The following is a 26,572-nucleotide window of genomic DNA, read 5'->3' on the forward strand; positions in this document are numbered from 1 at the left end:
GGCTTAACTGAATGTGGCTCCTCTTGCTGGGCTTGAACCAGCGACACACGGATTAACAGTCCGTTGCTCTACCAACTGAGCTAAAGAGGAATTGTCTTTAGAAATATTTATTCTTTACGAATAATCCGTTTTACGGATTATCATTCCTAACAAGCATTTATTTAAATGCCTGTGTTTTGAAGACGGGCGCAGTATATTTTTTGCAGATCTTTCTGTCAACAAAAAAGGCGCATAAAAAAATTGGTTGCTGAGAATTCAAGCAACCAATCACATATCCGGGCATTTACTGACTGTTAAATCCGTAAAAACAGAAAACTGACTAAATATCCCACAAAATGTTTTCCTGCAGTTTTAACTGCACTTTTTCCAGCGGCTCATCTCTTTCTCCGACAATAACCACATTTGCATTACCCATTTTTTCACTTAAACCTTTTAAATGCTGATCATTAAATTTTTCAGCATCAACAAAACCAGCATCATCAGGCACAACAAATACGGTAACACGGCCTTTTTCACCTTCCATTATCATATGTAATGCAGGAGTACCTTCAAAATTACAATAGTTAACAAATAAAACTTTTCCTAAATCAGACTGCGCTTTACCGCCGTAACTGGCAAGTTTAGCATTAACCATAGCAAGGCTAGCCTGCTCGTTGATTTTAGCTGTGAAGTAATATTCCTGCTGCACATGTTTCATTGCAGCCGTGCCTATATCCAGCGGCGAATGACTAAGGGTATTTAATAAAGGCAGGCTGAGTCCGATAACAAAAGCAATGGATGCGGCAATCGCAATATGCCAGCGGTTGCTTAATGTTCGGTTATTTTCAGCCTCAAAGCTCTGCTCTAACAGAATTTTATCAGCTAAACCGTCCGGCACATCGACCTTTAATAACGACTGCAGCTCTGCATCAAAGGAGGCGGCCTCATTAACCAGTGCTTTATTCTGCTCGCTTTCCGCTGCCCGCTGCAAAAACTCATCACTTTTGTCATTAGGTGTCGCAATTGCTGTATGGCGAAATAAAATATCATCCATGTGCTGCCCCGCTTTCTTTAGTTACCGTTGTTAAAGATGACTTTAGTAAATTTTTTGCTCTAAACAGGCGAGTTAACACCGTATTTTTATTCAGATTAAGCTGACCGGCAATCTCTTCTCCGCTAAAACCAGCCACAAGCTGCAGTAATAAAGGCTCTTTATACTCACTTGGCAGAGCTAATATTTTTCGTCTCAATAACTCATTATCCATTTCAGCGGATGAATCGTATTGATCTGCAACCTCATAATCCTCAATATCTACCATAGATAACTGCTTTCGCTCAAAGCGGCGCGCATTTTCGCGGCGCAGTATTGTAAATAACCAGCCTTTGGCTGATTTGTCATCCAATAAACTGTCTAGGCTTTTCCATGCCCTAAGACACGTTTCCTGTACTAAGTCCTGTGCAATATCCGGGTCATGACAGATCCAATATGCATAACGATATAGATCCGGACTATAGACATTAACAAGCGCTTCATAACGTTTCTGTTTTCTGTTCATATCTTTAAAGACCGAAGACTCGGAACTTTTATTTCGTTTTCGAGTAAATATATTCATTTATTCCTTTCTCCAGAAAATCCCACATTACTTTTAATCCTTTACAGCAAATAAAACACAATCCTAACACATTGATAATGTTCGGTTATTAATCAATGTTAAATTTAAGTTAAAAAAAGTTTAAATAATATGAAATTTTTTTGCCAAATACTCGGTTTATATTATTGATTACAAGAACTAAGCACGCAATTTCTGCTTAACTCATTTTACTATATAAAGGACCACTATTATGAAAAAAACAAATATGGCACTGGCGGCAACAGTATCAACTTTAATTGCAGTAGGCGGCGCACTGGTTTCTTCACCAGCCATGGCTGCAGGTAAAGAAAAGTGTTACGGCATTGCAGCTGCTGGTCAAAATGACTGCGCAACTAAAACCAGCTCATGTGCAGGCACTTCAAAGGTTGATAACCAGGGCGATGCTTTTCTTGCGGTCCCTAAAGGGTTATGTGACAAAATTGCAGGCGGCAGCTTAACACCAAAGTAAGCTTAAATATTCGCTTTATAGCCAAGCCGGTTACTGCTCAGCTTGGCTTAAATGCCTAATTTATTAACAATTACACGGCATAAATGCCCCATCCGTTTTTATTAGGGAATAATTTAAGTGAAAAAAATTAATAAAGGCGCGGCCGGTATAGGTCTGCGGGCGCCTCATTACCAGGATATCCTGAATTTATTACCTGATGTCGGTTTCTTAGAAATTCACAGTGAAAACTACTTCAACCCGGACAGCCGGAACTCTTATTATCTGCACCAGGCTGCTCAGCATTATCCGCTGAGCTTTCATGGTATTGGTTTATCGCTGGGCAGCAGTGAAGCGGTTTGTAAAAATCATTTAACCAAGTTAAAGCAGTTAATCGACATTTTTCAGCCTGCATTAGTTTCCGATCACTTAAGCTGGAGCTCCCTGCAGGGTAACTTTTTTAATGATCTGCTGCCGATTCCCTATACCAGAGAAGCACTGCAGAATTTCGTTAGCAATGTTAATCAGGTGCAGGACTTTTTGCAGCGTCAGATCTTAATTGAAAACCCCTCCTCCTATTTACAGTATAAAAATATCGATATGGGTGAACCGGAATTTATAAATGAAATAGTCAGCCGGACAGGCTGCGGTTTATTACTGGATCTGAATAACATCTACGTCAGCGCAGCGAATCATAATTTTTCGCTCGACCAGTACCTTGAGGTTATCAATGACCAGGCTGTGCAGGAAATTCACTTAGCCGGATTTACCCGCAAAGAAATTAATAACGATTCTATTTTAATTGACAGCCACAGCACCTATGTCAGCCAGGCTGTGTGGGATATTTATGCACAATATATAAAAACAACAAAAACAGATGCAGTCACCTTGATTGAATGGGATCTGGAGATCCCGCCTCTGACCGACTTAATCAGTGAAAAAAACAAAGCCGAAAAGATCAGAGAGAAAGTTTTTAACCTGGAGTATGAATATGAAACTCAGTGAACTTCAGCATCAGTTCAGCGACGCTCTATTATACAAAAATGATCTGATCAGCGGACAAATAAAAGAAAGGGACTCATTTTCCAGTAAAGATTTACTGCAGGTTTACCGCAACAGTTTTGTAATGGGCGTAACCGAAGCACTTACGGTTACCTATCAGCATACATTAGCCCTAGTAGGTGAAGAATTTTTTAATGCAGCCGCCAGGCAGTTTATTTTACAGCAGCCGCCGCAGGAAAATAACATTATGGCCTATGGAGACGGTTTCTATAACTTCCTAGGGAGTTTAGAACAGCTTAAAGAGATGCCCTATATAGCCGAAACGGCACGCTTCGAATGGTTATTAGAACAGACAGCTAATGCGCACATACAAACAGCACTGCTTGATGTAGTTATGCTGGCCAAAGTGCAGCCTGAACAGTTTACAGATATTGTTTTTCATATACCTCAGCAGGTGACTCTGTTTCACAGTGAGCAGGATATTCAGCATTTATATCAAATGCTCATGAAAAAACAGGTACAGGAAACAGATCTCGCTCACGACTGTTACATGGCTCTCAAAAAACAACCCGACTTTTCAGTTGAACTTATAGCACTTACATCTCACGAATATGCATTAACTGAGCAGATTAAACGCAGCAGACCGCTGGGGCAGATACAACCACAGGAATTACATCAGCATTTACCTGCGCTGCTGGAAAAACATCTTGTTAACGGATTTACACTGAATTAAGGAACATTTATGGATAAATTATTAAGCTTATATCAGCACAGTGTACAGAAAATGCATTGTTATTTTACCCCGCTGCTGCTGCTGTTCACCCGGCTCTGGGTCGCGAGTGTGTTTTTAAAATCAGGTTATCTGAAAATAACCACATGGGACAGCACCCTGTACCTTTTTGAAGAGGAATATCAGGTGCCGTTTCTACCCTGGGAGCTAGCGGCTTATTTAGGTACAGCAGCAGAGTTGATCCTGCCGCTGTTTCTGCTTTTAGGCTTGTTAACCAGACCTATGGCTGTAGTTTTATTTGTATTTAATATTGTCGCCGTTGTTTCCTATCCGGTGCTTTGGGACGGCGGATTTTATGATCATAAACTATGGGGTTTAATGATCTTAATAAATGTTGTCTGGGGTGCCGGTTTAATATCTTTAGACAATCCCTTAAAAAAACGCTTTTTAACTAAATAACAACACCTTAAATGAACTGCTTCAGGGATTACGGAAGCAGTTCAGTCTCAAAGTATATACCCGTTACCAATCAAAATGCATTTATCAGCAAGCCGTGAGGCAAACATTTTCGTTGTTGTGAAGTCTCGATTTAACCCGTTAGATCTTCATCTTCACGCCTAGAATCTGTTCACCTTACGGCTTGCTGATTTTTGCATCTTGAATGATAACGGGTATAGTTAACCTATACCGTTAACCGCAAAATCAAACAAAAGTACCTGTTTTAGACCGTTCATTTCAATATTAATCTCTAACTGCCAGATCATCTCAGTAATACAGGAACCAACTAAGGTTCTGGCGCTGAACAATCCTTTTTCTACAGTATTAAAAGTAACCGGAATACGCCCCATGAACATCTCTTTACCAACAATTTTTGCATCCGTTACCTGCCAGTCGGGATTAGAACTTTTTAAGTTAAAGTTAATCCACTCCTCGGCCTTGATCGGCGGGTTATCAACACTCAGCCAGAAAGATCCCTGCTCAGAGACAAACTCACAGGGAGTAAAATAATCGCAGCGCAGCACTTCTGCTGTATTCTGCCCGCTGTTTTCAGCAGCCGGCATTTTTTCAGCAGCGGTCTCTTTCTCAACCGGATCAGCATCAAGTGTCCGCCAGATAACCAGTGCCGTAAAAACGGACATCATAACCAGCAATTGTACAACTCTACTTTTTGATAACATTTGAAATCCCTGTAAAAATAGTGGGTAACACCCAGTTTTTAACATAAACGGCCGTTTTATTAACAATTTAACAACCAAATTCTGTTCATTTAATTTTTCTTCACGTAAACTTCTGCGCAAATAAACCATGTTTGAGCAGAATAAGCAAAAAACATAATTTATTTCTGAAAAATGATTACTTATTTTACGTCAGAACAGACGCACATTGTAAATAAATGCATGGAATCAAAATAATGACAACCGCAACTACAATTCAGCCTGACTACAACATGAAAGTTGTACGTCAGTTTACACTTACCACCATTCTCTGGGGTATCATCGGCATGGCTGTCGGAGTTCTGATTGCCGCCCAGTTAATCTGGCCTGCATTAAACTTTGATACGCCCTGGTTAACTTACAGCCGTTTACGTCCGTTACATACTAATGCCGTTATTTTTGCATTTGGTGTTTCAGCATTAATGGCGACCTCTTTTTACGTTGTCCAGCGTACCTGTCAGACAAAACTGTTCGGCGGACCGCTGGCTTCCTGGGTATTCTGGGGATGGCAGCTGGTTATTTTATCTGCTGTTGTTTCACTGCCGCTTGGTTATACAACAGCAAAAGAGTATGCAGAATTAGAATGGCCGATCGGCATTTTAATTACCCTGGTATGGGTAATGTACGCAGTTGTCTTCTTCGGAACTCTGGTTAAGCGTAAGACATCCCATATCTACGTTGCTAACTGGTTTTTTGGTGCCTTTATTCTGACTGTTGCAGTACTGCATATCGTTAACAATCTGGCTATACCGCTGTCTATGAGCAGCATGAAGTCCTACTCGATTTATGCCGGTGCCGTTGATGCAATGGTGCAGTGGTGGTATGGACATAATGCGGTTGGTTTCCTGTTAACAGCCGGTTTCCTGGGTATGATGTATTACTTTGTGCCAAAACAGGCAAACCGTCCGGTTTACTCTTACCGTTTATCAATTGTGCACTTCTGGGCTCTAATCGCAGTATACATCTGGGCCGGCCCGCATCACCTTCATTACACAGCATTACCTGACTGGGCTCAGTCGTTAGGTATGGTAATGTCGTTAATCCTGTTTGCTCCGTCATGGGGCGGCATGATCAACGGTATTATGACCCTTTCCGGTGCATGGCATAAGCTGCGTACGGATCCTATTTTACGTTTCTTAGTTGTTTCTCTGTCTTTCTACGGTATGTCTACCTTTGAAGGTCCGATGATGGCGATTAAAACGGTAAATGCATTATCTCATTACACTGACTGGACAATCGGACACGTACACTCAGGTGCGCTTGGCTGGGTTGCGATGATAACCATAGGTGCTGTTTACCACTTAGTGCCGCGTCTGTTTAACCAGAAAGGCATGTACAGTGTTGCACTGATTAATCTGCACTTCTGGTTAGCAACAATCGGTACGGTTTTATACATTGTAGCAATGTGGATTTCCGGTGTTATGCAGGGGCTGATGTGGAGAGCTGTAAATGACGACGGTACATTAACTTACACCTTCGTTGAGTCACTGGAAAAATCATACCCGTTCTACACTATCCGCTTTATCGGTGGTTTAGTCTTCTTATCCGGTATGCTGATCATGGCTTACAACACCTACAAAACAGTTACTGCAAAAGACGGTACTATCAAGCTTCAAGAGCTTGGGTAGTCAGGGAGTTAGATAATGAAACACGAATTTATTGAAAAGAATGTCGGTCTGCTGGCTGTTTTTATCGTCATCGCAATCAGCTTCGGCGGCCTGGCACAGATAACACCGCTAATGTTTCAAAAAGAAACCAATGAACCGGTTGATACATTACGTCCGTATACAGCACTGGAAATGGAAGGCCGTGATATTTATATCCGCGAAGGCTGCAGTAACTGTCACAGCCAGATGATCCGTCCTTTCCGTGCTGAGACTGAGCGTTACGGTCACTACAGTGTTGCCGGTGAAGGCGTATGGGAACATCCGTTCCTGTGGGGCTCAAAACGTACCGGTCCTGATTTAGCGCGAGTCGGTGAACGTTATTCAGATGCATGGCATGAAGTGCACCTGATTAATCCGCGCGATGTAGTGCCGCAGTCAAATATGCCGGCTTACCCGTGGCTTGCTGATAATGTGCTGACCGGTGAGGATACTGCTCGAAAACTTTCAATCTTCAGAGACAACTTTGGTGTTCCCTACACTGATGAAGATATTGCTGGTGCTAAAGCAGCTGTACAAGGCAAGACTGAGATGCAGGCGATAATTGCCTACCTGCAGTCACTTGGACACGCTTTTAGATAATAATATTAGAGAAAGCATAACCTGACGGTGTCGGGTTATGCCTGCAAATATAAGAGATTATATGGATTTCGCTACTTTTAACGGGTTATACACCCTGTTCTTGATTGTTATTTTTGTAGGCTTGATTTTATGGGCATACAGTAAAAAACAAAAAAAGACTTTCGAAGATATCGCCAACTCGATTTTCGATGAGCCTCAAGACTCGACAACGTCTGAAAGCGAATCAAGCAAACATACAGGAGCTAAGAAATAATGAGCATTTTCTGGACAATATGGATCACTGTCATCACGCTAATCGTTATCATCGGGTGTGCTGTGCTCCTTCGAATTACTTCGAAGAATACTACTGGTGTAGAAGAAGGTCAGCCGATGCCGCATACCTTTGACGGCATTCAGGAATTAAATAATCCCCTGCCTAAATGGTGGACAGGTTTATTCTGGTTTACCATTGTGATCGGCCTGCTCTATACCTTTGCATTTCCAAGCTATACGGCAAACTGGAACGGTCTGCTGGACTGGACAAGCTCCGAGCAGAGCGTTATGTCGAAAGAAGAGTCTGCGAAATTAGCAGAGACCTCTCATTCGCAGTACCAGCGGGAAATGAATGCTGCTGAAGAGAAATACGGTGCAGTATTTAAAGAACTTGCCTACGATGAAAACGGTGTTTATAAAGATCTGACCTTAGTTGCTGAAGATCCGGAAGCTGTAAAAGTCGGTCAGCGTTTATTCCTGCAGAACTGTGCCCAGTGTCACGGCTCAGATGCACGAGGCAGTACTGGTTTCCCTAATCTTGCAGATAATGACTGGTTATACGGCGGAGAACCGCAGGCGATTAAAGACAGTATCATGCACGGCCGTCAGGGAATTATGGCTGCCTGGAAAGATATCTTAGGTGAACAAGGTATTAAAGAAACAGCGGCTTATGTACTTAAACTAAGCGGCCGCCGTGTTAATGCAATTGAAGCACAAGCCGGTGAAGAACGCTTTGTTATGTGTGCAGCCTGTCACGGGGCAGACGGTACCGGTAATCATGCTCTTGGTGCTCCGAATCTGACTAATAAAATCTGGCTGTACGGCGGCTCACGTAAAGCCGTTGAAGACACTATTCGTAACGGGCGAAGCGGCGTTATGCCGGCCTGGTCAGAGATACTCGGTGAAGATAAAATCCACCTGATCAGCGCTTTTGTTTATTCTCTTTCTCAGGAAAAATAGCCGCTGGTGATATACCCGTTAACAATCAAAATGCATTTATCAGTCACCCGCTCGGATACCAAGACAAGGCGCAGTATGATGACAATGGCAGGCCCTTGTCGAATGCTGCAACGCAGTATTGGTTTTCGAGCGAGTGACCTGCGGGGCAAGCCGAGAGGCAAACATCTTCGTTGTTGTGAAGTCTCGATTTAACCCGTTAGATCTTTACCTTCACGCCTAGAAGCTGTTCACCTCTCGACTTGCTGATTTTTGCATCTTGAATGATAACGGGTATCAGAGTATCTGTTACTTTAATTTGACATAAAAAGCCTCATTTTGAGGCTTTTTTTATAGCCTTCACAATTTGTAAATGCTATGTTAAATTCCCTTAAATTTGCAATCTATCTCTTTATAGGCATTTCATGAACACAACTAAAAATAAAAGCTGGTTTAAACAATTCTGGCCGTGGTTTTTAATCATTTTACCGATGACTGCCGTTGTCGGCGCTACCAGCCTTTTATTTACCGCAATAGATAATAAACCGGATATGGTTGTTGATGATTATTATTCAGAAGGCAAAGCAATTAATGAAGACCGAACACTGCTGAACAATGCTAAAAAACGCAATATCGGGGCAGATGTTGAGCATCATGATAAACAGCTTATTGTTAAATTAACCGGCATTGACAGTAAAACACCGATTAACTTTTCATTACACCACTCAACCTTAGCCGCCAGAGACGTCTCGCAGTTATTAACAGCCGATGCTGCCGGCAGCTTCCGTTTTGAATCAGAGAATGACCTTAACGGCAAGTGGATGCTGCGCATTGAACCCTTTGATAAAAGCTGGCGCTTACAGAAATCCATTGTACTGCCGACAGAAAACTTCAGCCTGTAATGGAAAAGAACATTAACTGCTTTCACTGCGGCGAGCCGAATCCCGTTGACAGTAACTTCCGGGTTACCATCAAGGGAATTTCACAAGCTATGTGCTGTCCCGGCTGCGAAGCCGTCGCACAGACCATTGTTGACAGCGGTTTAACCTCCTATTACGACCACCGCAGCGAAAATGCAGAAAAAGTCACTTCGCTGGTGCCCGAAGAGCTGCAGCAGCTGCAGCACTATGATATCGAGCAGATTCAGGAAGATTTTGTCAGTCAGGACAACAGCAGCAGCGAAATCACCCTTACCGTTGAGGGGATCACCTGCGCAGCCTGTGCCTGGTTAATCGAAAAGCAGCTGCGTTTTTTACCTGGGCTTAACTTTATTAATGTCAATACCACACTTAATAGAGCGGTTATAAAATGGGATAAACAGCAGCTTAAACTCAGCCGAATTCTTACCGAGATCCAGAAAGTCGGTTACAAAGCTTATCCTTTTCAAGTTAATAAGCAGGAAGCCTTTTATACCCGGCAGGCTAAATCCTATCTGCGCCGTTTAGGCCTTGCCGGTCTGGCAACCATGCAGGTTATGATGTTTGCCATCGCCCTGTACTCGGATTTTTTCTCCGGGATGGAAGAGGAGTTTATCCATTACTTCCGCTGGGTCAGCCTTATTCTAGCAACCCCGGTCCTGTTATATAGTGCACAGCCTTTTTATGCCAATGCCTGGCGTAATATTCGCAATAAAACCTTAGGTATGGATATCCCTATTTCAATTGCTTTATTAGGGGCTTACAGTGCATCAGCTTATGCAACTCTGGTCGGGCGCGGCGAAGTCTACTTCGAATCGGTTTCCATGTTCACCTTTCTGCTGCTGCTGGGGCGTTTATTAGAGCTTAGAGCAAGACGTAAAGCCTCAGAAACCAGCAGTAATTTATTACGCCTGTTACCGTCGATGGCGGCCTTGATTGAAGATGTAAATAAACCGCAGCAGCAAAGTCTTATTCCGGCGAAAACACTCAATGCCGGTCAGATTATTTTAGTTAAACCAGGTGAAACTCTGCCTGTTGACGGCGTTATTATTGACGGTTTAAGTAATATTGAAGAATCTATGCTCACCGGCGAACACCTGCCTGTCAGTAAAGGTATCAATGCCCCGGTCTTTGCCGGTACGGTTAATGTGACCAGCCCGCTGCTGATACGCGTTGAAAAAGCGGCTGGTAATACCTTAATCGCCGATATTATTCATCTGCAGGATAACGCCCAGCTTAATAAGCCCAGAGTTGAAATTGTTGCTGATATTGTATCCCGCTACTTTGTCGGCGGCCTGCTGATTGTGGCGTCACTGACCTATATCAGCTGGAGTCTTATTGATCCGGATCAGGCGTTCTGGATAACCCTTTCGGTGTTAGTCGCAACCTGCCCCTGTGCCTTATCTTTAGCAACACCAACCGCATTAACCTGCGCTACCGCCCAGCTTAATAAACAGGGCATCTTAATTAAAAAACACCATGTTTTAGAGACAGTTAACAAAGTTGACCATATGGTTTTTGATAAAACCGGCACCTTAACAAAAGGCAATTTTTTACTGCTTAATACCCGAGTCTACGCAGACTATTCTGTACAGCAGTGTATTGATATAGCATCGCAGTTAGAGCAGATATCCGAGCATCCGATTTCTTTAGCATTTAAAGAACAGCAGCAGAACAGTGTTGTTTTAACGAATGTTCTTAATAAACCCGGTCACGGCCTGCAGGCTGATTACCAGAAAAAGCAGGTAAGACTTGGTCATGCTCTGTTTTGTGAAGTTGAAAAACCAGTCGACAGTAAGGAACTGCTCATTTATCTAACCCTGGATAAGCAGCTGGTTGCGGTCTTTGAATTAGGTGATCAGCTCCGCAGCAGTGCACCGCAGATGCTTGATTACTGCTCTCAGAAAAACATTAAAAGCACCATGCTCACCGGTGATATTTCAGCGAAAAGTGAAGAAGTATGTTGTTTATTAAAAATCGACAACTTAGTTAAAGGTGTCACCCCGCAGGGTAAACTTGAGCATCTGCACAAGCTGCAGACAGAGCATAATGTCATGATGATCGGTGACGGTATTAATGACGCACCGGTATTAGCAGGTGCGCATGTTTCGGTGGCATTAGCCGGCGGTACAGATATCGCCAAAAACAGTGCAGATGTTATTTTATTAGGTGAAGACTTAAACAAACTTAAAATACTGCGCCAGACAGCGCAGAAGACAACCCGTATCATTAAGGAAAACCTCGGCTGGGCCAGCGGGTATAATCTGATCATAGTACCGCTGGCCGTTATGGGGCATGTTCCTCCCTATATAGCCGTGTTAGGCATGTCTTTCAGCTCTTTGATCGTTGTGACTAATTCGCTGCGCCTGTTAAAATAAGCTGACTGAATAATAGACTCATTAAGTTCAGCTGATAATTACTCTTAAAGGTTAATAAAATGAGCATCATTTATGTATTAATCCCCATTGCCATGGTATTTGTCGCCATCGCCGTTGCGGTATTCTTCTGGTCTGTAAAATCAAACCAGTATGATGATTTAGATCGCGAAGGTATTAATATTTTGTTCGATGAAGAGATGCGCGAAAATACAGATAACAAAACAGCACAGGCAGAAAAAAAACCGGTAGAAAAAAATGCTGATCAATGATTTTACAGCGGCCCTGCTGATCGGTTTATTAGGTGCAGGACATTGTTTAGGCATGTGCTCAGGGATTGCCAGTGCAATAACATTTTCCGTCAAAAAAGAGCAGAGCAGACAGTCTTCGCTGTTATCTTTGTTTTTATACAACCTGGGAAGAGTAAGCAGTTACTCTCTTGCCGGAGCACTATTTGCGGCAAGCAGCGGCGCGCTTATTGTTTTCTTTGGCGGTAAAGAAGCCTTAGTTTATCTGCGTATGCTGGCTGCCGTACTGATGCTCTTCTTAGCATTATATGTAGCACGCATCTGGTTTGGTTTGATAAAGCTTGAACAGGCCGGACAGTTTATCTGGAAGTTTATAAAACCGGCAGCCCAGCTCTTTATCCCCTTAAAACACCCGCTGTTTGCTTTTCCGCTGGGTTTTTTATGGGGCTGGTTACCCTGCGGTTTAGTGTATTCAACCTTATCCTGGGCGGCCAGCAGCGGCTCGACCAGCCATGGTTTTATTATTATGCTTGGATTCGGCCTGGGCACACTACCAGCCATGCTCACCGTCGGTACACTGAGCCACCAGTTAAAAGGTTTTCTTAACCACCACCTGTTTCGGTACGGCAGCGGCCTATTACTTGCCGTATTTGCAGTACATACCTTTTATATCGCACTCAAACAGTTAGGCTGAATAATCGCTTGTGAAATAAAACACTTATTAACCAGCAGCATAGATTTGTTCCGCTACGGCAGCGGCCTATTACTTGCCGTATTTGCAGTACATACCTTTTATATCGCACTCAAACAGTTAGGCTGAATAATCGCTTGTGAAATAAAACACTTATTAACCAGCAGCATAGATTTGTTCCGCTACGGCAGCGACTTATTATTAGCTGTTTTTGCGATGCATACCTTTTATATCGCGCTTAAACAGTTAGGCTGAATAATCGTTCATAAAATAAAACGCTATATCCGTTGTCTTTTCTGCTAATCAACTTTTTAAAAATAAGCACCTTTAAGTCTCCCTCAGCACTGCTTTTGCTCATGAAAAGTGGAAACGTATACAACCCCAGGAGCAAAAAATCGCCTGTGCAGAATTTATGTCCAGCCTTTCAACAATTGTTCTAAAAACAGACACAGCAGTGCAGGCTTTTATTTTTTTAACCGGCGCCTCGTCACTGCAGGCAATAATGCGTCTCATTAACGCGATTATCGCTTTAAAACCGCATACAGTAAGGGGTTAACAAGGTTTTAACATACCTGCACAGCACACAATTTTTAACGTAAAAATGTCTGCAGCCGCCACAAATCTTTAGAAAGTATTCAAAGCGACTTCAATTAATGCTAATATTGATTTAAATCAAAACTGGAAATATAAGAACTATGGAAAAAAGCATTACTAATCGTGTGCAAAACGGCGGTTGTGCAATTCGTTGCCAAGACTGTAGTATCAGTCAATTATGTATCCCTTACTCTCTTAATGAAACTGAATTAGATCGTTTAGATAATATTATTGATCGTAAAAAACCCATTCAAAAAGGTCAGGAGATATTCAAAGCCGGCCAGGAAATGAAATGCCTTTACGCAATTCGCTCCGGCACCCTGAAGTCTTATACGATCACAGAGCAGGGTGATGAACAGATCACAGCTTTTCATCTTGCCGGTGACCTAGTTGGTTTTGACGGTATCAGTTCAGGCACACACCCGAGTTTTGCACAGGCACTTGAAACAGCAATGATCTGTGAAATTCCATACGATACTCTCGATAGTTTATCTACAACGATGCCGAAATTAAGACAGCAGATTTTACGCCTGATGAGCGCAGAAATTGTCGGTGATCAGAATATGATTTTACTGCTTTCCAAGAAAAATGCCGAAGAACGTCTTGCTTCTTTTATCCATAACCTGTCAGTTCGTTTTTCAGCTCGCGGATTTTCTCCCCGCGAATTTCGTTTATCAATGACACGCGGTGATATCGGCAATTATTTAGGTCTGACCGTTGAGACTATCAGCCGTCTTTTAGGACGCTTCCAAAAAAGCAATATGATTGCAGTAAAAGGCAAATACATCAGTATCTTAGATGAAGAACAGCTAGCAGAACTAGCAGGTGCTAACAAAAAAGATTGATATGCAGCACTGTTATTAACATCCCCTCCGGCAAATAGCCTTTTCCGTGATGAAAAGGCTGTCAGTTTTAACTCTTCTGATCTAAATTATATATATCTTCAGTAGTTTATTGGGAGTTTGTTATGCTTAAGTATCAAAACATCTTAGTTTTCATTGATCCAACCCAAGAGTCTCAGCCCGCTTTTGACCGGGCAGCGACAATTGCCCGGAAAGAGAAAGGGGCAAAAATAACGCTGTTTTTATGCTGCTATGATCTCAGTTATGAAATGACATCATTAAGCTCTGCTGAAGAGCGTCAGGCAATGCAGAATATCGTAGTCAAAGAAAACAAAGAATGGCTGCTGGCACTCGCTCAACCGTATCAGGAAAAAGGCTTAAATATTGACTGCCTGGTCCGCTGGCATAACCGCCCTTTCCAGGCGGCAATTCTTGAAGTATTACAAAATAAACATGACTTAGTAATTAAATCGACCCACCAGCATTCCAAATTAAGTGCGATTTTATTTACTCCTACCGACTGGAATTTATTACGCAAATGCCCTGTCCCCGTCTTACTGGTTAAAAACCACGAATGGCCTGAAAACGGCAACATTCTCTGTGCTATCGACTGTAAAAGTATTCAGGACGAAGATCATCATAAACTTAATATACAGATTTTAAGCGAAGCTAAAGCCATTGCGGAAATGATTGAAGCTAATATTCATATCGTTAACGCTTTCCCCAGTCCGCCGATGAATATCATGCTGGAACTGCCCGAGTTTGATCCGATTAATTACGAAGACGGATTAAAAAAATTCCACCAGAAAACCTTAAATGAATATGCCGAGTCTCATCAAATTTTAGCGCCGCGAACCCACTTAAGACAAGGGTTACCTGAAGACGTGATTAGTGATATTGCTAATGAGATAGATGCTGAACTGGTTATTTTAGGCTCTGTCGGCCGCTCCGGCTTAAGCGCCACTTTATTAGGGCACACCGCAGAACAGGTTATCGACAGCTTAAACTGTGATTTACTTGCTTTAAAACCAGAAGGTTTTATAAGCCCCATTAAACTATAAATAAGCACGGGTAATTCCGCTGCTTACTTACTAAAAGAGAGAAATATGAACCGATTAGCAGCCGGGGATAAAGCCCCCCTATTTACACTACAAGACGACCAGGACAACAGTGTTTCATTAGCCGATTTAAGCGGAAAAAAAGTATTAGTGTATTTTTACCCGAAAGCTTTAACGCCTGGTTGTACCACTCAGGCCTGCAGTTTACGTGACGCAAAAGCGGAGCTTACAGAGCTTAATACCCTGGTGTACGGTATCAGCCCGGATCCGGTGAAAAAGCTGGCACGTTTTGTTGATAAAAAAGAGCTTAACTTCCCGTTATTATCCGATGAAGACCATGCGGTTGCCGATGCATTCGGCGTCTGGGGAGAAAAGAAGTTCATGGGTAAAGTATATGACGGTATCCACCGTATCAGTTTTTTAATTGACGAGCAGGGTAATATTGAAAAAGTCTTTGATAAGTTTAAAACCAAAGACCATCATCAGGTTGTTCTTGATTATCTGCAGGGTTAACCTCTAGTTTTTGAAAAGGGCCATGCGCCCTTTTATTCTACCTTTTCAGTATCTTCAGTCTGCATCTGATGGCTTGGCCAGGCATTTAATACCGCTTTCACTAAAGTAGCTAAAGGAATCGCAAAAAAGACGCCCCAGAATCCCCATAAACCGCCGAATATCAGTACCGACATAATAATTACAACCGGGTGCAGATTAACCGCTTCGGAAAACAAAATAGGAACAATCAGATTACCGTCCAGTACCTGTATCACCCCGTAGGCAACCATCAGATAGGCAAACTGAGGTGTAAGCCCCCACTGAAACAGTGCCACAACGGCAACGGGCACGGTAACAGCTGCCGCTCCAATGTAGGGAATTAATACCGACAAACCGACTAATACTGCCAGCAGCGCTGAATATCTAAGATCTAGAAAAAAGAAAACAAAATAGGTCGCGACACCAACAATAAAAATTTCAATTACCTTACCGCGAATATAATTCATTATCTGGTCGTTCATTTCCAACCAGACCTGATTCGCTAACTTTCTATTTTTAGGAAGAAAACGCACAACACTTGCGATTAACACCTCTTTATCTTTAAGCAGAAAAACCATCATTAACGGTACTAAAATCGCATAAACAATTAATGCGGCAATATTCAGCAGCGAAGCAAATGACTGCGACAGCAGAAAACCGCCGCTGTCTAACAAATAATTTCGCAGATTATCAACAATATGCGAGACGGTCACCGGATCTATCGCATCCGGATACTGGCTGGGCAGAGTTAACAGGTATGCTTGTGATTCATTAAACATGGCCGGCAGATCACGAATTAAAGCGGCTCCCTGTTTAAATACCGTCGGCAACAGGCCTAAAAAAGCAAAAATGGCTATAGATATAAATACCAGCATCACAATCAGTGTCGCAACCGTACGGTTAATCTTAAAACGCATCAGATAGTTAATCGGCCAGTCAAGTAAGTAAGCAAGTACTAACGCGACAAATAACGGCACTAAGATACTGCCGAAGAAATAAAAAACTAAAAAAGCACTGATCAGTAATAAAAAAAGCACGCTCAAATTCGGATCTGAAAAGCGGTTTTTATACCACTCAGCTAGCTGTCTAAACATATAATTAATAACACCTTTAGTTTGATTTTTGTGCTTTGATCTGCATAATCAGAGACACTTGGCTATCCGATCTATTTATCGAATATAAATAAGATTTTTTATCAAGATAGCGAATAATATCCTGCATCGCAGGCTCACTAGAGAATAACAGATGCAGTGACTTGTCTGAATGATGCTCATGCAGCAGATGACGTTTTAAGGTTACCAGCGACATCGGGCATTGTTTACTTCGTAAATCTAAAGTTTCCATCGGACCTGATTAAATAGGGTAACAGTACAGGATTATTACCTTCACAGCTATACCAGACATTCATCACTACAGTGATTATTACCTTTACAGCTATATAAGACAATCATCGCTTGCAATAAGTTGAAGCTTGTTTATGATTTTATTATCTTTTTCTCATGAGTGGTTATTGTGCTTAAAAAATCCGTGATTATTTCACTCTGTTTTCTCTTTTCACTGCTCAGCAGCGCGACACATGCGTCGAATTCACTTCCTGATATCGGCACCGTCGGCGCGGGGGCTTTAACAATTGAAAAAGAAAAAGAGTACGGCTGGGCATTCCGCTTAATGGCCAATCAGGGACTGCCGATTATTCATGATCCGGTTTTAAATTATTATATTGAAGACTTAGGGCAAAACCTGGTCAGCCATGCTGATTCAGTAAAACTTCCCTTCAACTTCTTTCTTATTGACGATAAAGAGATTAACGCGGCGGCCTTTTTAGGCGGCAATGTAAAAATTCATACCGGGCTGTTTTTATACGCTCAAAACGAAAGTGAACTGGCTGGTGTTATCGCCCATGAAATCGCGCATATTACCCAGCGTCATCTGGCACGTATGATTGAACAGCAGTCATTCAGTAACCCCGCTTCTTTAGCTGCACTTGCGGGCTCTCTGCTGCTTGCTGTTGTTTCTCCAACGGCCGGCATGGCGGCCTTAACCACCACCATGGCCGTAACAGCACAGTCACAAATTAATTATACCAGACTGCATGAATATGAAGCCGATAGAATAGGTATACAGACATTAGCCGGCGCCGGTTACAATCCTTACGGCATGGCCGATTTTTTCAGTAAACTGGCGGAAAAATATAAATATGCCAATATGCCGCCGCAGATGCTGTCAACTCACCCTTTACCAGAAACCCGTTTAGCTGAATCACGCCTGCGGGCAGGTCAGTTCGAGAAAAAGCATTATAAAAACAGCCTCGATTATCAGCTGAGCAAAGCGCGAATTACGGTTCGTTACAATAACATTTCAGCAAAAGCCGCAGTCAGTTTTTATCAGAGTCAAATTAAAAACCATAAATATCAGTTAAAAGAAGCCGCATTATACGGTCTGGCATTGGCTTATTTTCAGAATAAAGATTATGAAAAAGCCCAGGAGATCAATGCGCAGTTATTAAAAGAGCAGCCGGGCAACCTGTTTTATAACGACTTAGCAGCAGATACTGCGCTTGCATTAAAAAACCCGAAGAAAATTATTGCACCATTATCAGCTCTTTATAAAAAAACACCAAATAACCCGGTTATCGTGCTCAACCTGGTGATCGCACTGCAGGAAAACAAACAGTACAAAGAAGCAGAGAAAAAACTCGAACTGTTTATCCGTTCACACCCGGAGCATGTTCTGGCGCACCTGTTAGCCATTGATCTTTACAAAATTATGAACATCCGCTCTAAGGAGTACGCCAGCAGAGCACAGTATTTAGCACTGCAGGGACGTTTTAGAGAGGCAAGCCAGGAGATGGGCAGTGCACTGGTTTATGCAGATAAGAAATTAGATCAGGCGCGTTACAGTGCAAAAATTGAACTTTATAAAAAAGATGACCTGCGTCTGCAGTCATTAAAATAAGCAGTCCACAAGGGATAAAATATTTTATCCCTTGCTTCGGAGCTGTTTTATACAAAGCTACTGCAGGGTAAAATCACTCGTTTCAGATTTCAGCTGTGAGGCAAGGCCGGAGCCTATTGATAAACCCAGTTTTTTAGTTATCGTTTCCAGCGTTGACGGACGCACTGAATAATCAACAATATTTTCAGCTTTCACAATTTCCCGGGCAACATAACCGGGACTGCCTAAACCGTCAATCAGACCGAGTTTAAGGGCCTGTTCACCGTTCCAGATCAGACCTGAGTATAGTTCCACTGTCGATCCAGCTTTATTAAGACGCTCGCCGCGCCCCTCTTCCACTACTTTTATAAACTGCTTATGCGTTACATCCAGTACTTCCTGCCAGAAGAGCTGCTCTTCCTCTTTAGCCGGTGAAAACGGATCTAAAAATGCCTTATGCTCACCCGATGTAAAATGACGGCGCTCCACCCCCATTTTTTTCATCAGATCCACAAAACCAAAACTTGATGCAGTCACCCCGATAGAGCCGACCAGGCTCGCTTTGTCCGCATAAATATCATCAGCGGCGGCCGCCATATAATAACCGCCGGAGGCGCCAAGCTCAGCAATAACAGCATACAGTTTTTTATCAGGATGCAGACCGCGCAGACGTTTAATTTCATCATAAACATAACCTGCCTGCACAGGGCTGCCGCCGGGGCTGTTGATAACCAGCATAACGGCCTGACTATGTTCATTTTTAAATGCTTCCCGCAGCCCGGTAACAATCGAGTTGGCATTAGCGTCCTGATCCGCCGCAATTACACCGTTAACCTGAACCATAGCTGTATGGCTGTCATTCTGCTTATCACTGCCCATATCCGGGCCGGCACTCATAAATAATATCAATAGAATAAACAGATAAATAAAAGTTAAGCTTTTAAACAGAACTCCCCAGCGTCGTGCTTTTTTCTGTTCAGAGAAGGTCTCTTTCATAACCCCCTGCAGCCATTTTTCCTGTTGTGAATTATCTTCCATTTATTACGCCCATTTGATATTTACAAAGGTTTTATTCTAAATCCCCGCCGATAATAAAGCACTCAATTCTTCACATACCTTACAACAGGCGGCTTAGTTCATGCATTAATGATTAATTACCAGCAGCGGCAATCCATTTCTTCAGTTCAATTATGTCATTCTGATATTCTGATTTAAGTAACTCTACCCAGTCATCAATATTGTCCCACCATGCTGGTAAATCCGGAGACTGCACTTTCTGCGCTAGCTCCTGAATACGCTTTAAACCTACTGAGCCGGCGGCTCCTTTAATTTTATGTGCTTCGCTGACAATGCCTTTTTTATCTTTTGCTGTCATATTTGAATCTAAAATATGCAGATAATCGGGCATCATTTTTTCTAACAAAGCGACGTTTTCCAGCATCACAGATACCGGCAGAAACTCCAGTAACTCCGTTAACATCACTTCATCAAACAATACTTTTTGTGTCACCTGGACCTGCTCTGCGCATAGCTGCTCATTTTTTTCTAGTGCGTCTACAGAAACAAACAACCTTTTGATCATCTCATTGAGAGGCAAAATACTCAAAGGTTTGCCTAACGCGTCATCCATTCCCTGCTTAATAAACTGCTTTTTATCTGCAAATACATTAGCCGTCAGCGCGACAATCGGCGGCAGATCTTCGCCGTGTATCTCACGCAGCTTACTGGTGATCTGATAGCCGTCCATATCGGGCAGCTGGATATCCATTAAAATTAACTGATACTTTTTAGCGGCAACTTTCTGCAATGCCTGCTCGCCGTTTTCAGCACACTCGACCTGATGCCCTAGTTTTTCTAATAATGCCTTGGCGACTAAAATATTCAGTTCAATATCTTCAACTAATAAAATAGACAGTCCCGGCAGTGCGGGCAGTGCTCTTTTTTGTTCAAGCCCTTTATCCGGACACTGCACCGGAAAACATAATTTAAAAGTACTGCCGGTGCCGACTTCACTGTTAACGGTTATCCTGCCGTCCATCGCTTTAACGATTTTCGAGGAAACAGCCAGACCTATACCGGTTCCCGTGGCATGTTTATTACCTTTCACCTGGTAATACATAGCAAAAATTTTATCAAACTGATCTTCTGGAATACCAATACCAGAGTCCTGCACTTCAAAACAGAGCTCTGCACTATGATCATTTTCACGCTCACTGTAACAGCGGATGCAGACTTCCCCCTGCTCAGTAAATTTGACGGCATTGGTGATCAGGTTCCACAGAACCTGTCGTAACCGTGTATCATCGGCATCAATATAATCAGGCAGCTCTCCCTGCTGTTCAAAGCGCAGTGTTAAACCTTTCTGTTCCGCCTGGATAAAAGCTAAACTCTTTAAGTCACTGATAAAATCAACCATATGAATATGATTACTAACCAGATTCAAACGGCGCCGGTCCAGTTTGTCTAAATCAACAATATCATTAAAGATATTGCCTAAAGTAATCGCACTCATATGAATCGTTTTCAGATGTTTCATCTGCTCACTGGTCAGTTTCTCGTCCAGCAGCATACGGCTTAAACCAACAATTCCGTTTAACGGTGTTCTTAACTCATGGCTTATGGTAGAAATAAAGGTAGTTTTATCACGACTGGCTTTTTCCAGATATTCCTGATGTTTTTTACGTTCGGTGATATCCCTGCCGAAACCGATAATGCCGACACACTCTTTATGGCTGTTATAAAGCGGCAGGGCGCGTACTTCAAAATAGGCTTGCTTGCCGTTAGGATAATGTAACCAGTGCTCGTGGATCAGCTCCTGCTGAGTTTCCTTAACTTTGTTATCTCGTGTAACCACTTCCTTAGCATAAGCTTCGCTGTAGATATCAAAGGGGGTAAGACCAATAAGTTCTTTTTCGGTTTTACCGGTCAGCACTTCCATCGCTTTGTTGCAGCTGACAAAGCGCCCCTGTAAATCACGATGAAAAACCAGATCCGGTGAGGTATTAATAAAGGAGCGTAATAATATGGCGCTTTCTTCAAGCTTAAGCTGAGTTTTCTCTCTTTCGATAATCTCAGATTCTAAGGCACGGGTTTTTTCCTGATCGTTATTGAGAAGAACTTTTAAGGTAGCTACCGTATTTCCAAGGTGTTCTCTGGCCTCTTCTAAATCCCCGACAACCACAGTTAAAAAATACACCGCCCAGGGGGTAATTAATAAACCTAAAATAAATGAGCGTGAAACACTGACGATATCCAGTGGTCGATCAAAGTAATAGGCGAGTAACATTTGAAGTACCGAATCAGCACAAATAATTGCCACGGCAAGGATCAGGCTGAAACGAATTGTCCCGGACCTTTTCAGTAAAGCTACATAATAGTGAACCCAGGTTTTAAGGTTAAATATACTCACATTCATCTCAGTCATTTAAAATAAAAAATTATTCCATTGTAATCAAAAATCATTTCAACTTATTAAAGTTATTACGCATTTTTCCAATTAAATTGAAAAAATCATCTGTATTAAGGCAATTAAGGCAGGCCGTAAGCCTATATTATAAGAAGTTGTTGTTAATCCTTTTCATTTCGTGGTTTTTAATTCTCCTTAACAGGTCTATAATGCACCGCCTAAATTTTTATTTTATCAGTACACCCAGCCGCTTATAAATACAAATTCCCAGTTGGCCCGGCTATTGATAACACTTACTGTTTAAGGGAGTTTTTCCAAATGGCAATGCCAGATATCGCAAATAGTGCACAAGCTCAAACCGAGGGTACACTCGACCGTGTTGGTATGAGTAATATCGAGCTACCTTTGATGGTACAAACAGATGACTGCGCGCCGCAACAAGTAAGTGCCAGTGCTGAATTATTTGTTAATCTTGGAGATGCTCAAGCGAAAGGCATTCATATGTCCCGCCTGTACCTGCAGCTGGATCAGCTTTCTACTGAATCAGAGTTAACACTTGAAACACTAACAACTCTGCTGGAAGGATTTATTAAAAGCCACCATGAACTCAGCCAGCAGGCTTTTGTTAAGTTTGCTTTTGATTATCACCTGCGCCGTAAATCATTAATCAGTGAAAAACGCGGCTGGAAAGCTTATCCGGTTATTATCAACGGCCTGCTGACCGATGGTAATCTTGAACTTGAACTGCAGGTTAATGTACCTTATTCATCAACCTGTCCTTGTTCAGCAGCCTTAGCACGTCAGCTTATTCAGGATGCTTTCCTGCAGAAATACGACCAGCAGGCAGAAATCAGTAAAGATGAAGTATTACGCTGGTTAGGCTCAACTCAGGGTATTGTGGCAACACCGCACAGCCAGCGCAGTATTGTGGAAGTGAAAGTTAAACTCAACAAAACGAACTCTTCATTCCCGGTTATCGAGCTGATAGATTTAGTTGAAGAGACGCTTAAAACCCCCGTGCAGGCGGCGGTAAAGCGTGAAGATGAGCAGGAGTTTGCACGCTTAAACGGACAGAACTTAATGTTTTGTGAAGACGCGGCTCGTCATCTGCAGTATTCACTTCATCAGCAGAGTAAATTTGATGATTTCTGGCTGCGTGTTAACCATTATGAAAGCCTGCATGCCCACGATGCGGTTTCTATCACCACCAAAGGCATCGAAGGCGGTTATTCAGCCTGACCTTAACCAGAATACAAAACAGCTGCGGCTTTAAAACCTGCAGCTGTTTTTACTACGCAGATTAAACACAACCACTTCACTCCTGATAATCGATAAATTCTCTTTGTCTGCTTTTTTTATCAGGTACAGCCTGCGCTTCGATTCTTTCAACGACATCCGTGATTATGCCCTGCTCCTCAATACTTAAGAGCGACTGAGTAAAATAAGCAGATATTAATAAAAGAGTAATCAGTGCTAAAGCAAAACTTAGTTTAGTTTCAAAAACACCGGCGCTTTTAGGTTTTCTTCTGCCTGAATTCAAAGATTGATTCAAAATCTGCTCCTTATACTAGATTAATAAAAACAGCCTAATAAATATCTGTTAAAAAACGTTTTTCCTGTTTCATGCTGGCCAGATAGGATAATGCCCGGCCGCGGGACATACTGCCCTGCAGCTCGATTACCCGCACAATCGCATCTTCGACCCCGACGGCCATATTTGACCTGTCTCCGCAGATATAAATGTGTGCCCCCTGCTCCAGCCAGTTATAGAACTGGTCGGCCTGCTCTAATATCCGCTGCTGAACATATATTTTATTTTCCTGATCACGGGAAAAAGCCAGATCCAGCGCATTTAACACTCCCCGTTCAAGATACCCCTGCCATTCATTTTTATACAGATAATCAAGTTCCTGATTCTGGTTGCCTAAAAACAACCAGTTCCTGCCCTGATGTTTTTGTACATCACGTTCCTGCATAAATGCACGAAAAGGAGCAATTCCGCAGCCGGCGCCGATCATAATTACCGCTGTATCAGTGCACTTCGGCAGGTGGAAATGCTTATTTTCTTGGATAAATACCTGGATCTCTGTACCGATAGAAGCCCGGCGGCTTAAAAAACCAGAGGCACCGCCGCAATAATCAAAACCGTCAGCCTGATAGTTCACCAGAGAAACCGTTAAATGCACTTCATCACCTATCGCTGAGCTGCTTGAAGCAATAGAATATTTTCGCGGCGTCACTCTGCGCAGACACAACAGAAACTCCTGCGCAGAAACAGCGGCAGGATATCTGCGCACGATTTCAAATATCTGATGCCGGGCGGCATAATTTCGAACATGCTCTCGGTCAGCAAGTAAATCCAGCAGTTCCTGATGCTGACTGAGCAGTGCATATTTTTCAATAAACCCGGGGCGGCACAAAGTTAATTCAAAGGATGTTATCAGGGCCTGACGAATTGTTATGCCGGCCTTTATTTCACTGCAGGGTGAAATAGACAGGTTGTGCAGAAGAGCATCAACCTGTTCAGCACAGTTTTCAAAAGTAACACTTAGCAGATCGCCGGGTTGATATTGGATCCCGGAGTCCGGTGCAGCTAGTACTATATGATAAAAACCTTTTGCGCAGCCTTTATCACTGATCCTGTTTCTGCTCAGCAGCCGGGCAGAGAATACCGGTTTGTCACAGCTGTTGATCTGCTTCGGAGCATTTAAAACAGGCGCTTTAACAGTATCAAAAGCGCCGCCTGCAGATCTGCTTTGTAAAATCTGCACAGCTGCTTTTATCCATTTACCGGCCTGTTCCTGGTAATCCCGATCGCAGTCAGCACGTTCTATAAAACACAGCGCGCCAAGATCACTCAGGCGTCGATCAAATTCGATTCCCGTTCTGCAGAAAAAACGGTAGCTGCTGTCACCCAGGGCTAATACGGCGTAATGCACATGATTTAATCTGGGAGCATCATCGGCAAAGAGCTGTTGATGAAAAGACACAGCATCCTGCGGCGGTTCGCCTTCACCATAGGTACTGGTAACAATAATAAGGCGGCTTTGCGGCTTTAACTGCGCAAGCTGAAAATCAGCCATAGATTTAACTCGAGCAGCTAATCCGCCGCTGTCACAGGCAGCTTTTAGCTGATAAGCCAGATCTCTGCTGTTGCCGGTCTGCGTAGCAAACACAATAGTAACTGCAGCAGCTCTTTTACTGGAGCTTTCAGCAGCACTGCTCGGACAGCTTAGCTCTTTAACAAAGATATTACTTACTCTGTTCACTGCAGCCTGGCGCAGACGAACGGCCTCAGTCAGATACAAACCAACAGGACAGAATAAACGACACCAGAACTGCGGAATAAGAAAAGAGCCAAACAGACTAATGGGTAAGATGTACCACTGCAGTCCCATGCCCTGCAGGGAAAACATCATGCTGAAGGGTTCGTAAGAGCCTAAAGCAGGATGACGCGATAAGAAAATAAGAATAAGTGCAAACCAGCTTAGGCCGTAAACAACTCTTTGAGCATTTCTAACCATGGCGGGATGCAGGGCAAGTTTGATACCGCTTATTTTCTGCAGTAAATTCTGAACAACACTGAAAGGACACAAATAACCGCAGTACAGGTTTCGTCCCAGCAGCAGGATCGCACTCAGCACACCGGCAACCAGAATCCACCAGATCGGGTGCTGCCTGAACTCGGGAACATACCCCATTACAATCCCGGCTAAGGTGCCCAGGCTGATAGAGGCGTTCATATAAAATCCGACAAAAGCCAGAGAAGCAAAGGGCAGCAGAAACTTAAAAGGTCTGGCAATTTTTTTCGGAGCGTAGACAACAACTAAAACAATGCCGAACAGTACCGTCATTAAAGCCTCATTAATGCCGGGAGCCCACTTTGCGCTCTGCCAGGTCTTCTGATAGCCGAGATGATTTTGTGCCCCTTGATGCACAGTCTCACGTATAGCTTTAGTAAAACCCTTTGATGAAATCGTTGCACCGGAAACAGCGTCAATATCATCCCTCAGAATATAATCACTGCCGACCTGTTTATTTATAAACTGACGGAAAAAGTTCTGTTTGATCAGTTTCTGCAGATACGGGGGTGTTTCTTTATGCGACAAAACTGTTACTTCTTTTATTCGAGCGGTCTGCGCCTCTTTGTGCACTTTCACAGCAAGTATAAAAGGACCGCCGAATCCTTTACCGACAGCAATTAGCAGTGCTTGATCAGTGCTGTCTGCAGCATCAGTAAATACAACCGGTAAATCAGGGTAAGCTTCACTACGGCTCCAGTTGTAATCCGGATACTGCGCTTTAACTAAGGTCAAATAGTCAGCCTTGGAGGCAATATTACCGACAACAAAAGCCAGAATTAATGTGCACCAGGCGAATAACTTCCAGATTTTATTAAAATGCACGGATAGGTTAGTTTTCATAAATTACTCTGCTTATTTATTCTGTTATTTGTACAGTCAGAACGGACTGAAGGCGGCGGTCTTCAAAAGGAATCCCCTTAACAAAACAAATGTACCGCGCAGTACATAGTTACTTAT

General features: G+C 42.8%; 26 protein-coding genes and 1 tRNA gene. 17 read left to right on the forward strand and 10 right to left on the reverse strand.

The annotated features are described in order from the left end of the window. Window positions 1-14 precede the first annotated feature (14 nt). The 3 genes from G337_RS0109765 to G337_RS0109775 all read right to left on the reverse strand — a co-directional run bounded on the left by G337_RS0109765 (window position 15) and on the right by G337_RS0109775 (window position 1,592). A tRNA-Asn gene (locus G337_RS0109765) sits at window positions 15-90 on the reverse strand. A gap of 229 nt (window positions 91-319) precedes the next feature. Beyond that, window positions 320-1,033: a DUF3379 family protein gene (locus tag G337_RS0109770; protein ID WP_028863722.1), complete on the reverse strand. Its 714-nt coding sequence runs from the start codon at window positions 1,031-1,033 to the stop codon at window positions 320-322. Next, complete coding sequence (locus G337_RS0109775) at window positions 1,026-1,592, reverse strand: sigma-70 family RNA polymerase sigma factor (protein WP_028863723.1); 567 nt, start codon at window positions 1,590-1,592, stop codon at window positions 1,026-1,028. The genes G337_RS0109770 and G337_RS0109775 overlap by 8 nt, the downstream gene beginning before the upstream one ends. 229 nt (window positions 1,593-1,821) lie before the next feature. Between G337_RS0109775 and G337_RS0109780 the strand changes: the two genes are divergently transcribed. The 4 genes from G337_RS0109780 (at window position 1,822) to G337_RS0109795 (ending at window position 4,246) form a co-directional block, all read left to right on the forward strand. After that, window positions 1,822-2,079 (forward strand): BufA1 family periplasmic bufferin-type metallophore, encoded by a 258-nt coding sequence (locus G337_RS0109780; protein ID WP_028863724.1) that lies wholly within the window; start codon window positions 1,822-1,824, stop codon window positions 2,077-2,079. Between the two features lie 117 nt (window positions 2,080-2,196). After that, on the forward strand, window positions 2,197-3,060 hold the full coding sequence (gene bufB / locus G337_RS0109785) for an MNIO family bufferin maturase (protein ID WP_028863725.1): 864 nt from the start codon (window positions 2,197-2,199) through the stop codon (window positions 3,058-3,060). Further along, on the forward strand, window positions 3,047-3,790 hold the full coding sequence (locus G337_RS0109790) for an HvfC/BufC N-terminal domain-containing protein (protein WP_028863726.1): 744 nt from the start codon (window positions 3,047-3,049) through the stop codon (window positions 3,788-3,790). Before bufB ends, G337_RS0109790 begins: the two co-directional genes overlap by 14 nt. Before the next feature lie 9 nt (window positions 3,791-3,799). Next, the gene (locus G337_RS0109795) at window positions 3,800-4,246 is read left to right on the forward strand and encodes a DoxX family protein (protein ID WP_028863727.1); all 447 of its coding nucleotides are present in this window, start codon (window positions 3,800-3,802) and stop codon (window positions 4,244-4,246) included. A gap of 218 nt (window positions 4,247-4,464) precedes the next feature. Here the strand turns inward: G337_RS0109795 and G337_RS0109800 are convergent, their stop codons facing one another. Continuing rightward, window positions 4,465-4,965: a hypothetical protein gene (locus G337_RS0109800; protein WP_245597651.1), complete on the reverse strand. Its 501-nt coding sequence runs from the start codon at window positions 4,963-4,965 to the stop codon at window positions 4,465-4,467. A gap of 233 nt (window positions 4,966-5,198) precedes the next feature. Here G337_RS0109800 and ccoN point away from each other — a divergent pair, with 233 nt between their 5' ends. The 11 genes from ccoN (at window position 5,199) to bcp (ending at window position 15,673) form a co-directional block, all read left to right on the forward strand. Next, window positions 5,199-6,629 carry a cytochrome-c oxidase, cbb3-type subunit I gene (gene ccoN, locus G337_RS0109805; RefSeq protein WP_028863729.1) on the forward strand — a complete coding sequence of 477 codons (1,431 nt, stop codon included), beginning with the start codon at window positions 5,199-5,201 and terminating at the stop codon, window positions 6,627-6,629. A gap of 15 nt (window positions 6,630-6,644) precedes the next feature. Beyond that, complete coding sequence (gene ccoO / locus G337_RS0109810; RefSeq protein WP_028863730.1) at window positions 6,645-7,247, forward strand: cytochrome-c oxidase, cbb3-type subunit II; 603 nt, start codon at window positions 6,645-6,647, stop codon at window positions 7,245-7,247. Between the two features lie 37 nt (window positions 7,248-7,284). Continuing rightward, window positions 7,285-7,500 carry a cbb3-type cytochrome oxidase subunit 3 gene (locus G337_RS0109815; protein ID WP_425414429.1) on the forward strand — a complete coding sequence of 72 codons (216 nt, stop codon included), beginning with the start codon at window positions 7,285-7,287 and terminating at the stop codon, window positions 7,498-7,500. Next, window positions 7,500-8,459 carry a cytochrome-c oxidase, cbb3-type subunit III gene (gene ccoP / locus G337_RS0109820; RefSeq protein ID WP_028863732.1) on the forward strand — a complete coding sequence of 320 codons (960 nt, stop codon included), beginning with the start codon at window positions 7,500-7,502 and terminating at the stop codon, window positions 8,457-8,459. The genes G337_RS0109815 and ccoP overlap by 1 nt, the downstream gene beginning before the upstream one ends. Before the next feature lie 401 nt (window positions 8,460-8,860). Further along, entirely contained in the window at window positions 8,861-9,337 is a 477-nt protein-coding gene (locus G337_RS0109825) for a FixH family protein (RefSeq protein WP_028863733.1), read from the forward strand. After that, a complete protein-coding gene (locus G337_RS0109830; protein WP_028863734.1) occupies window positions 9,337-11,730 on the forward strand; it encodes a heavy metal translocating P-type ATPase in 2,394 nt (797 codons plus the stop codon). Before G337_RS0109825 ends, G337_RS0109830 begins: the two co-directional genes overlap by 1 nt. A gap of 59 nt (window positions 11,731-11,789) precedes the next feature. Then, window positions 11,790-11,999, forward strand: coding sequence for a cbb3-type cytochrome oxidase assembly protein CcoS (gene ccoS, locus G337_RS0109835; protein ID WP_028863735.1), 210 nt, complete (start codon window positions 11,790-11,792; stop codon window positions 11,997-11,999). Beyond that, window positions 11,986-12,669, forward strand: a complete 684-nt coding sequence (locus tag G337_RS0109840; RefSeq protein ID WP_028863736.1) for a sulfite exporter TauE/SafE family protein — start codon at window positions 11,986-11,988, stop codon at window positions 12,667-12,669. The genes ccoS and G337_RS0109840 overlap by 14 nt, the downstream gene beginning before the upstream one ends. A gap of 692 nt (window positions 12,670-13,361) precedes the next feature. Next, the gene (locus G337_RS0109855) at window positions 13,362-14,105 is read left to right on the forward strand and encodes an FNR family transcription factor (protein ID WP_028863737.1); all 744 of its coding nucleotides are present in this window, start codon (window positions 13,362-13,364) and stop codon (window positions 14,103-14,105) included. 122 nt (window positions 14,106-14,227) lie between these two features. After that, on the forward strand, window positions 14,228-15,163 hold the full coding sequence (gene uspE / locus G337_RS0109860; RefSeq protein WP_028863738.1) for a universal stress protein UspE: 936 nt from the start codon (window positions 14,228-14,230) through the stop codon (window positions 15,161-15,163). 45 nt (window positions 15,164-15,208) lie between these two features. Beyond that, on the forward strand, window positions 15,209-15,673 hold the full coding sequence (gene bcp, locus G337_RS0109865) for a thioredoxin-dependent thiol peroxidase (RefSeq protein WP_028863739.1): 465 nt from the start codon (window positions 15,209-15,211) through the stop codon (window positions 15,671-15,673). A gap of 32 nt (window positions 15,674-15,705) precedes the next feature. Here bcp and G337_RS0109870 read toward each other — a convergent pair whose 3' ends face one another. Then, window positions 15,706-16,785, reverse strand: coding sequence for an AI-2E family transporter (locus G337_RS0109870; RefSeq protein WP_028863740.1), 1,080 nt, complete (start codon window positions 16,783-16,785; stop codon window positions 15,706-15,708). Between the two features lie 16 nt (window positions 16,786-16,801). Then, complete coding sequence (locus G337_RS0109875) at window positions 16,802-17,035, reverse strand: sulfurtransferase TusA family protein (protein ID WP_084605328.1); 234 nt, start codon at window positions 17,033-17,035, stop codon at window positions 16,802-16,804. A 168-nt stretch (window positions 17,036-17,203) separates the two neighbouring features. On the opposite strand from G337_RS0109875, the gene bepA reads away from it, so the two are divergent. Next, window positions 17,204-18,646, forward strand: a complete 1,443-nt coding sequence (gene bepA, locus G337_RS0109880; protein WP_051303126.1) for a beta-barrel assembly-enhancing protease — start codon at window positions 17,204-17,206, stop codon at window positions 18,644-18,646. Between the two features lie 57 nt (window positions 18,647-18,703). Here the strand turns inward: bepA and G337_RS0109885 are convergent, their stop codons facing one another. Together G337_RS0109885 and arcB are read right to left on the reverse strand one after the other, a co-directional pair. Next, on the reverse strand, window positions 18,704-19,663 hold the full coding sequence (locus tag G337_RS0109885) for a S49 family peptidase (protein ID WP_028863743.1): 960 nt from the start codon (window positions 19,661-19,663) through the stop codon (window positions 18,704-18,706). Window positions 19,664-19,775: 112 nt separating this feature from the next. Beyond that, window positions 19,776-22,034 (reverse strand): aerobic respiration two-component sensor histidine kinase ArcB, encoded by a 2,259-nt coding sequence (gene arcB / locus G337_RS0109890; protein ID WP_028863744.1) that lies wholly within the window; start codon window positions 22,032-22,034, stop codon window positions 19,776-19,778. A 315-nt stretch (window positions 22,035-22,349) separates the two neighbouring features. Between arcB and folE2 the strand changes: the two genes are divergently transcribed. Then, window positions 22,350-23,270, forward strand: coding sequence for a GTP cyclohydrolase FolE2 (gene folE2, locus G337_RS0109895; protein WP_028863745.1), 921 nt, complete (start codon window positions 22,350-22,352; stop codon window positions 23,268-23,270). A gap of 76 nt (window positions 23,271-23,346) precedes the next feature. On the opposite strand, the gene G337_RS0109900 is transcribed toward folE2, so the two are convergent. Beyond that, window positions 23,347-23,583: a hypothetical protein gene (locus G337_RS0109900; protein ID WP_028863746.1), complete on the reverse strand. Its 237-nt coding sequence runs from the start codon at window positions 23,581-23,583 to the stop codon at window positions 23,347-23,349. A gap of 34 nt (window positions 23,584-23,617) precedes the next feature. Beyond that, window positions 23,618-26,455: a flavodoxin domain-containing protein gene (locus G337_RS27670; protein ID WP_051303128.1), complete on the reverse strand. Its 2,838-nt coding sequence runs from the start codon at window positions 26,453-26,455 to the stop codon at window positions 23,618-23,620. Window positions 26,456-26,572: the final 117 nt, after the last annotated feature.

The organism is Psychromonas aquimarina ATCC BAA-1526, assembly GCF_000428725.1.
Lineage (GTDB): Bacteria > Pseudomonadota > Gammaproteobacteria > Enterobacterales > Psychromonadaceae > Psychromonas > Psychromonas aquimarina.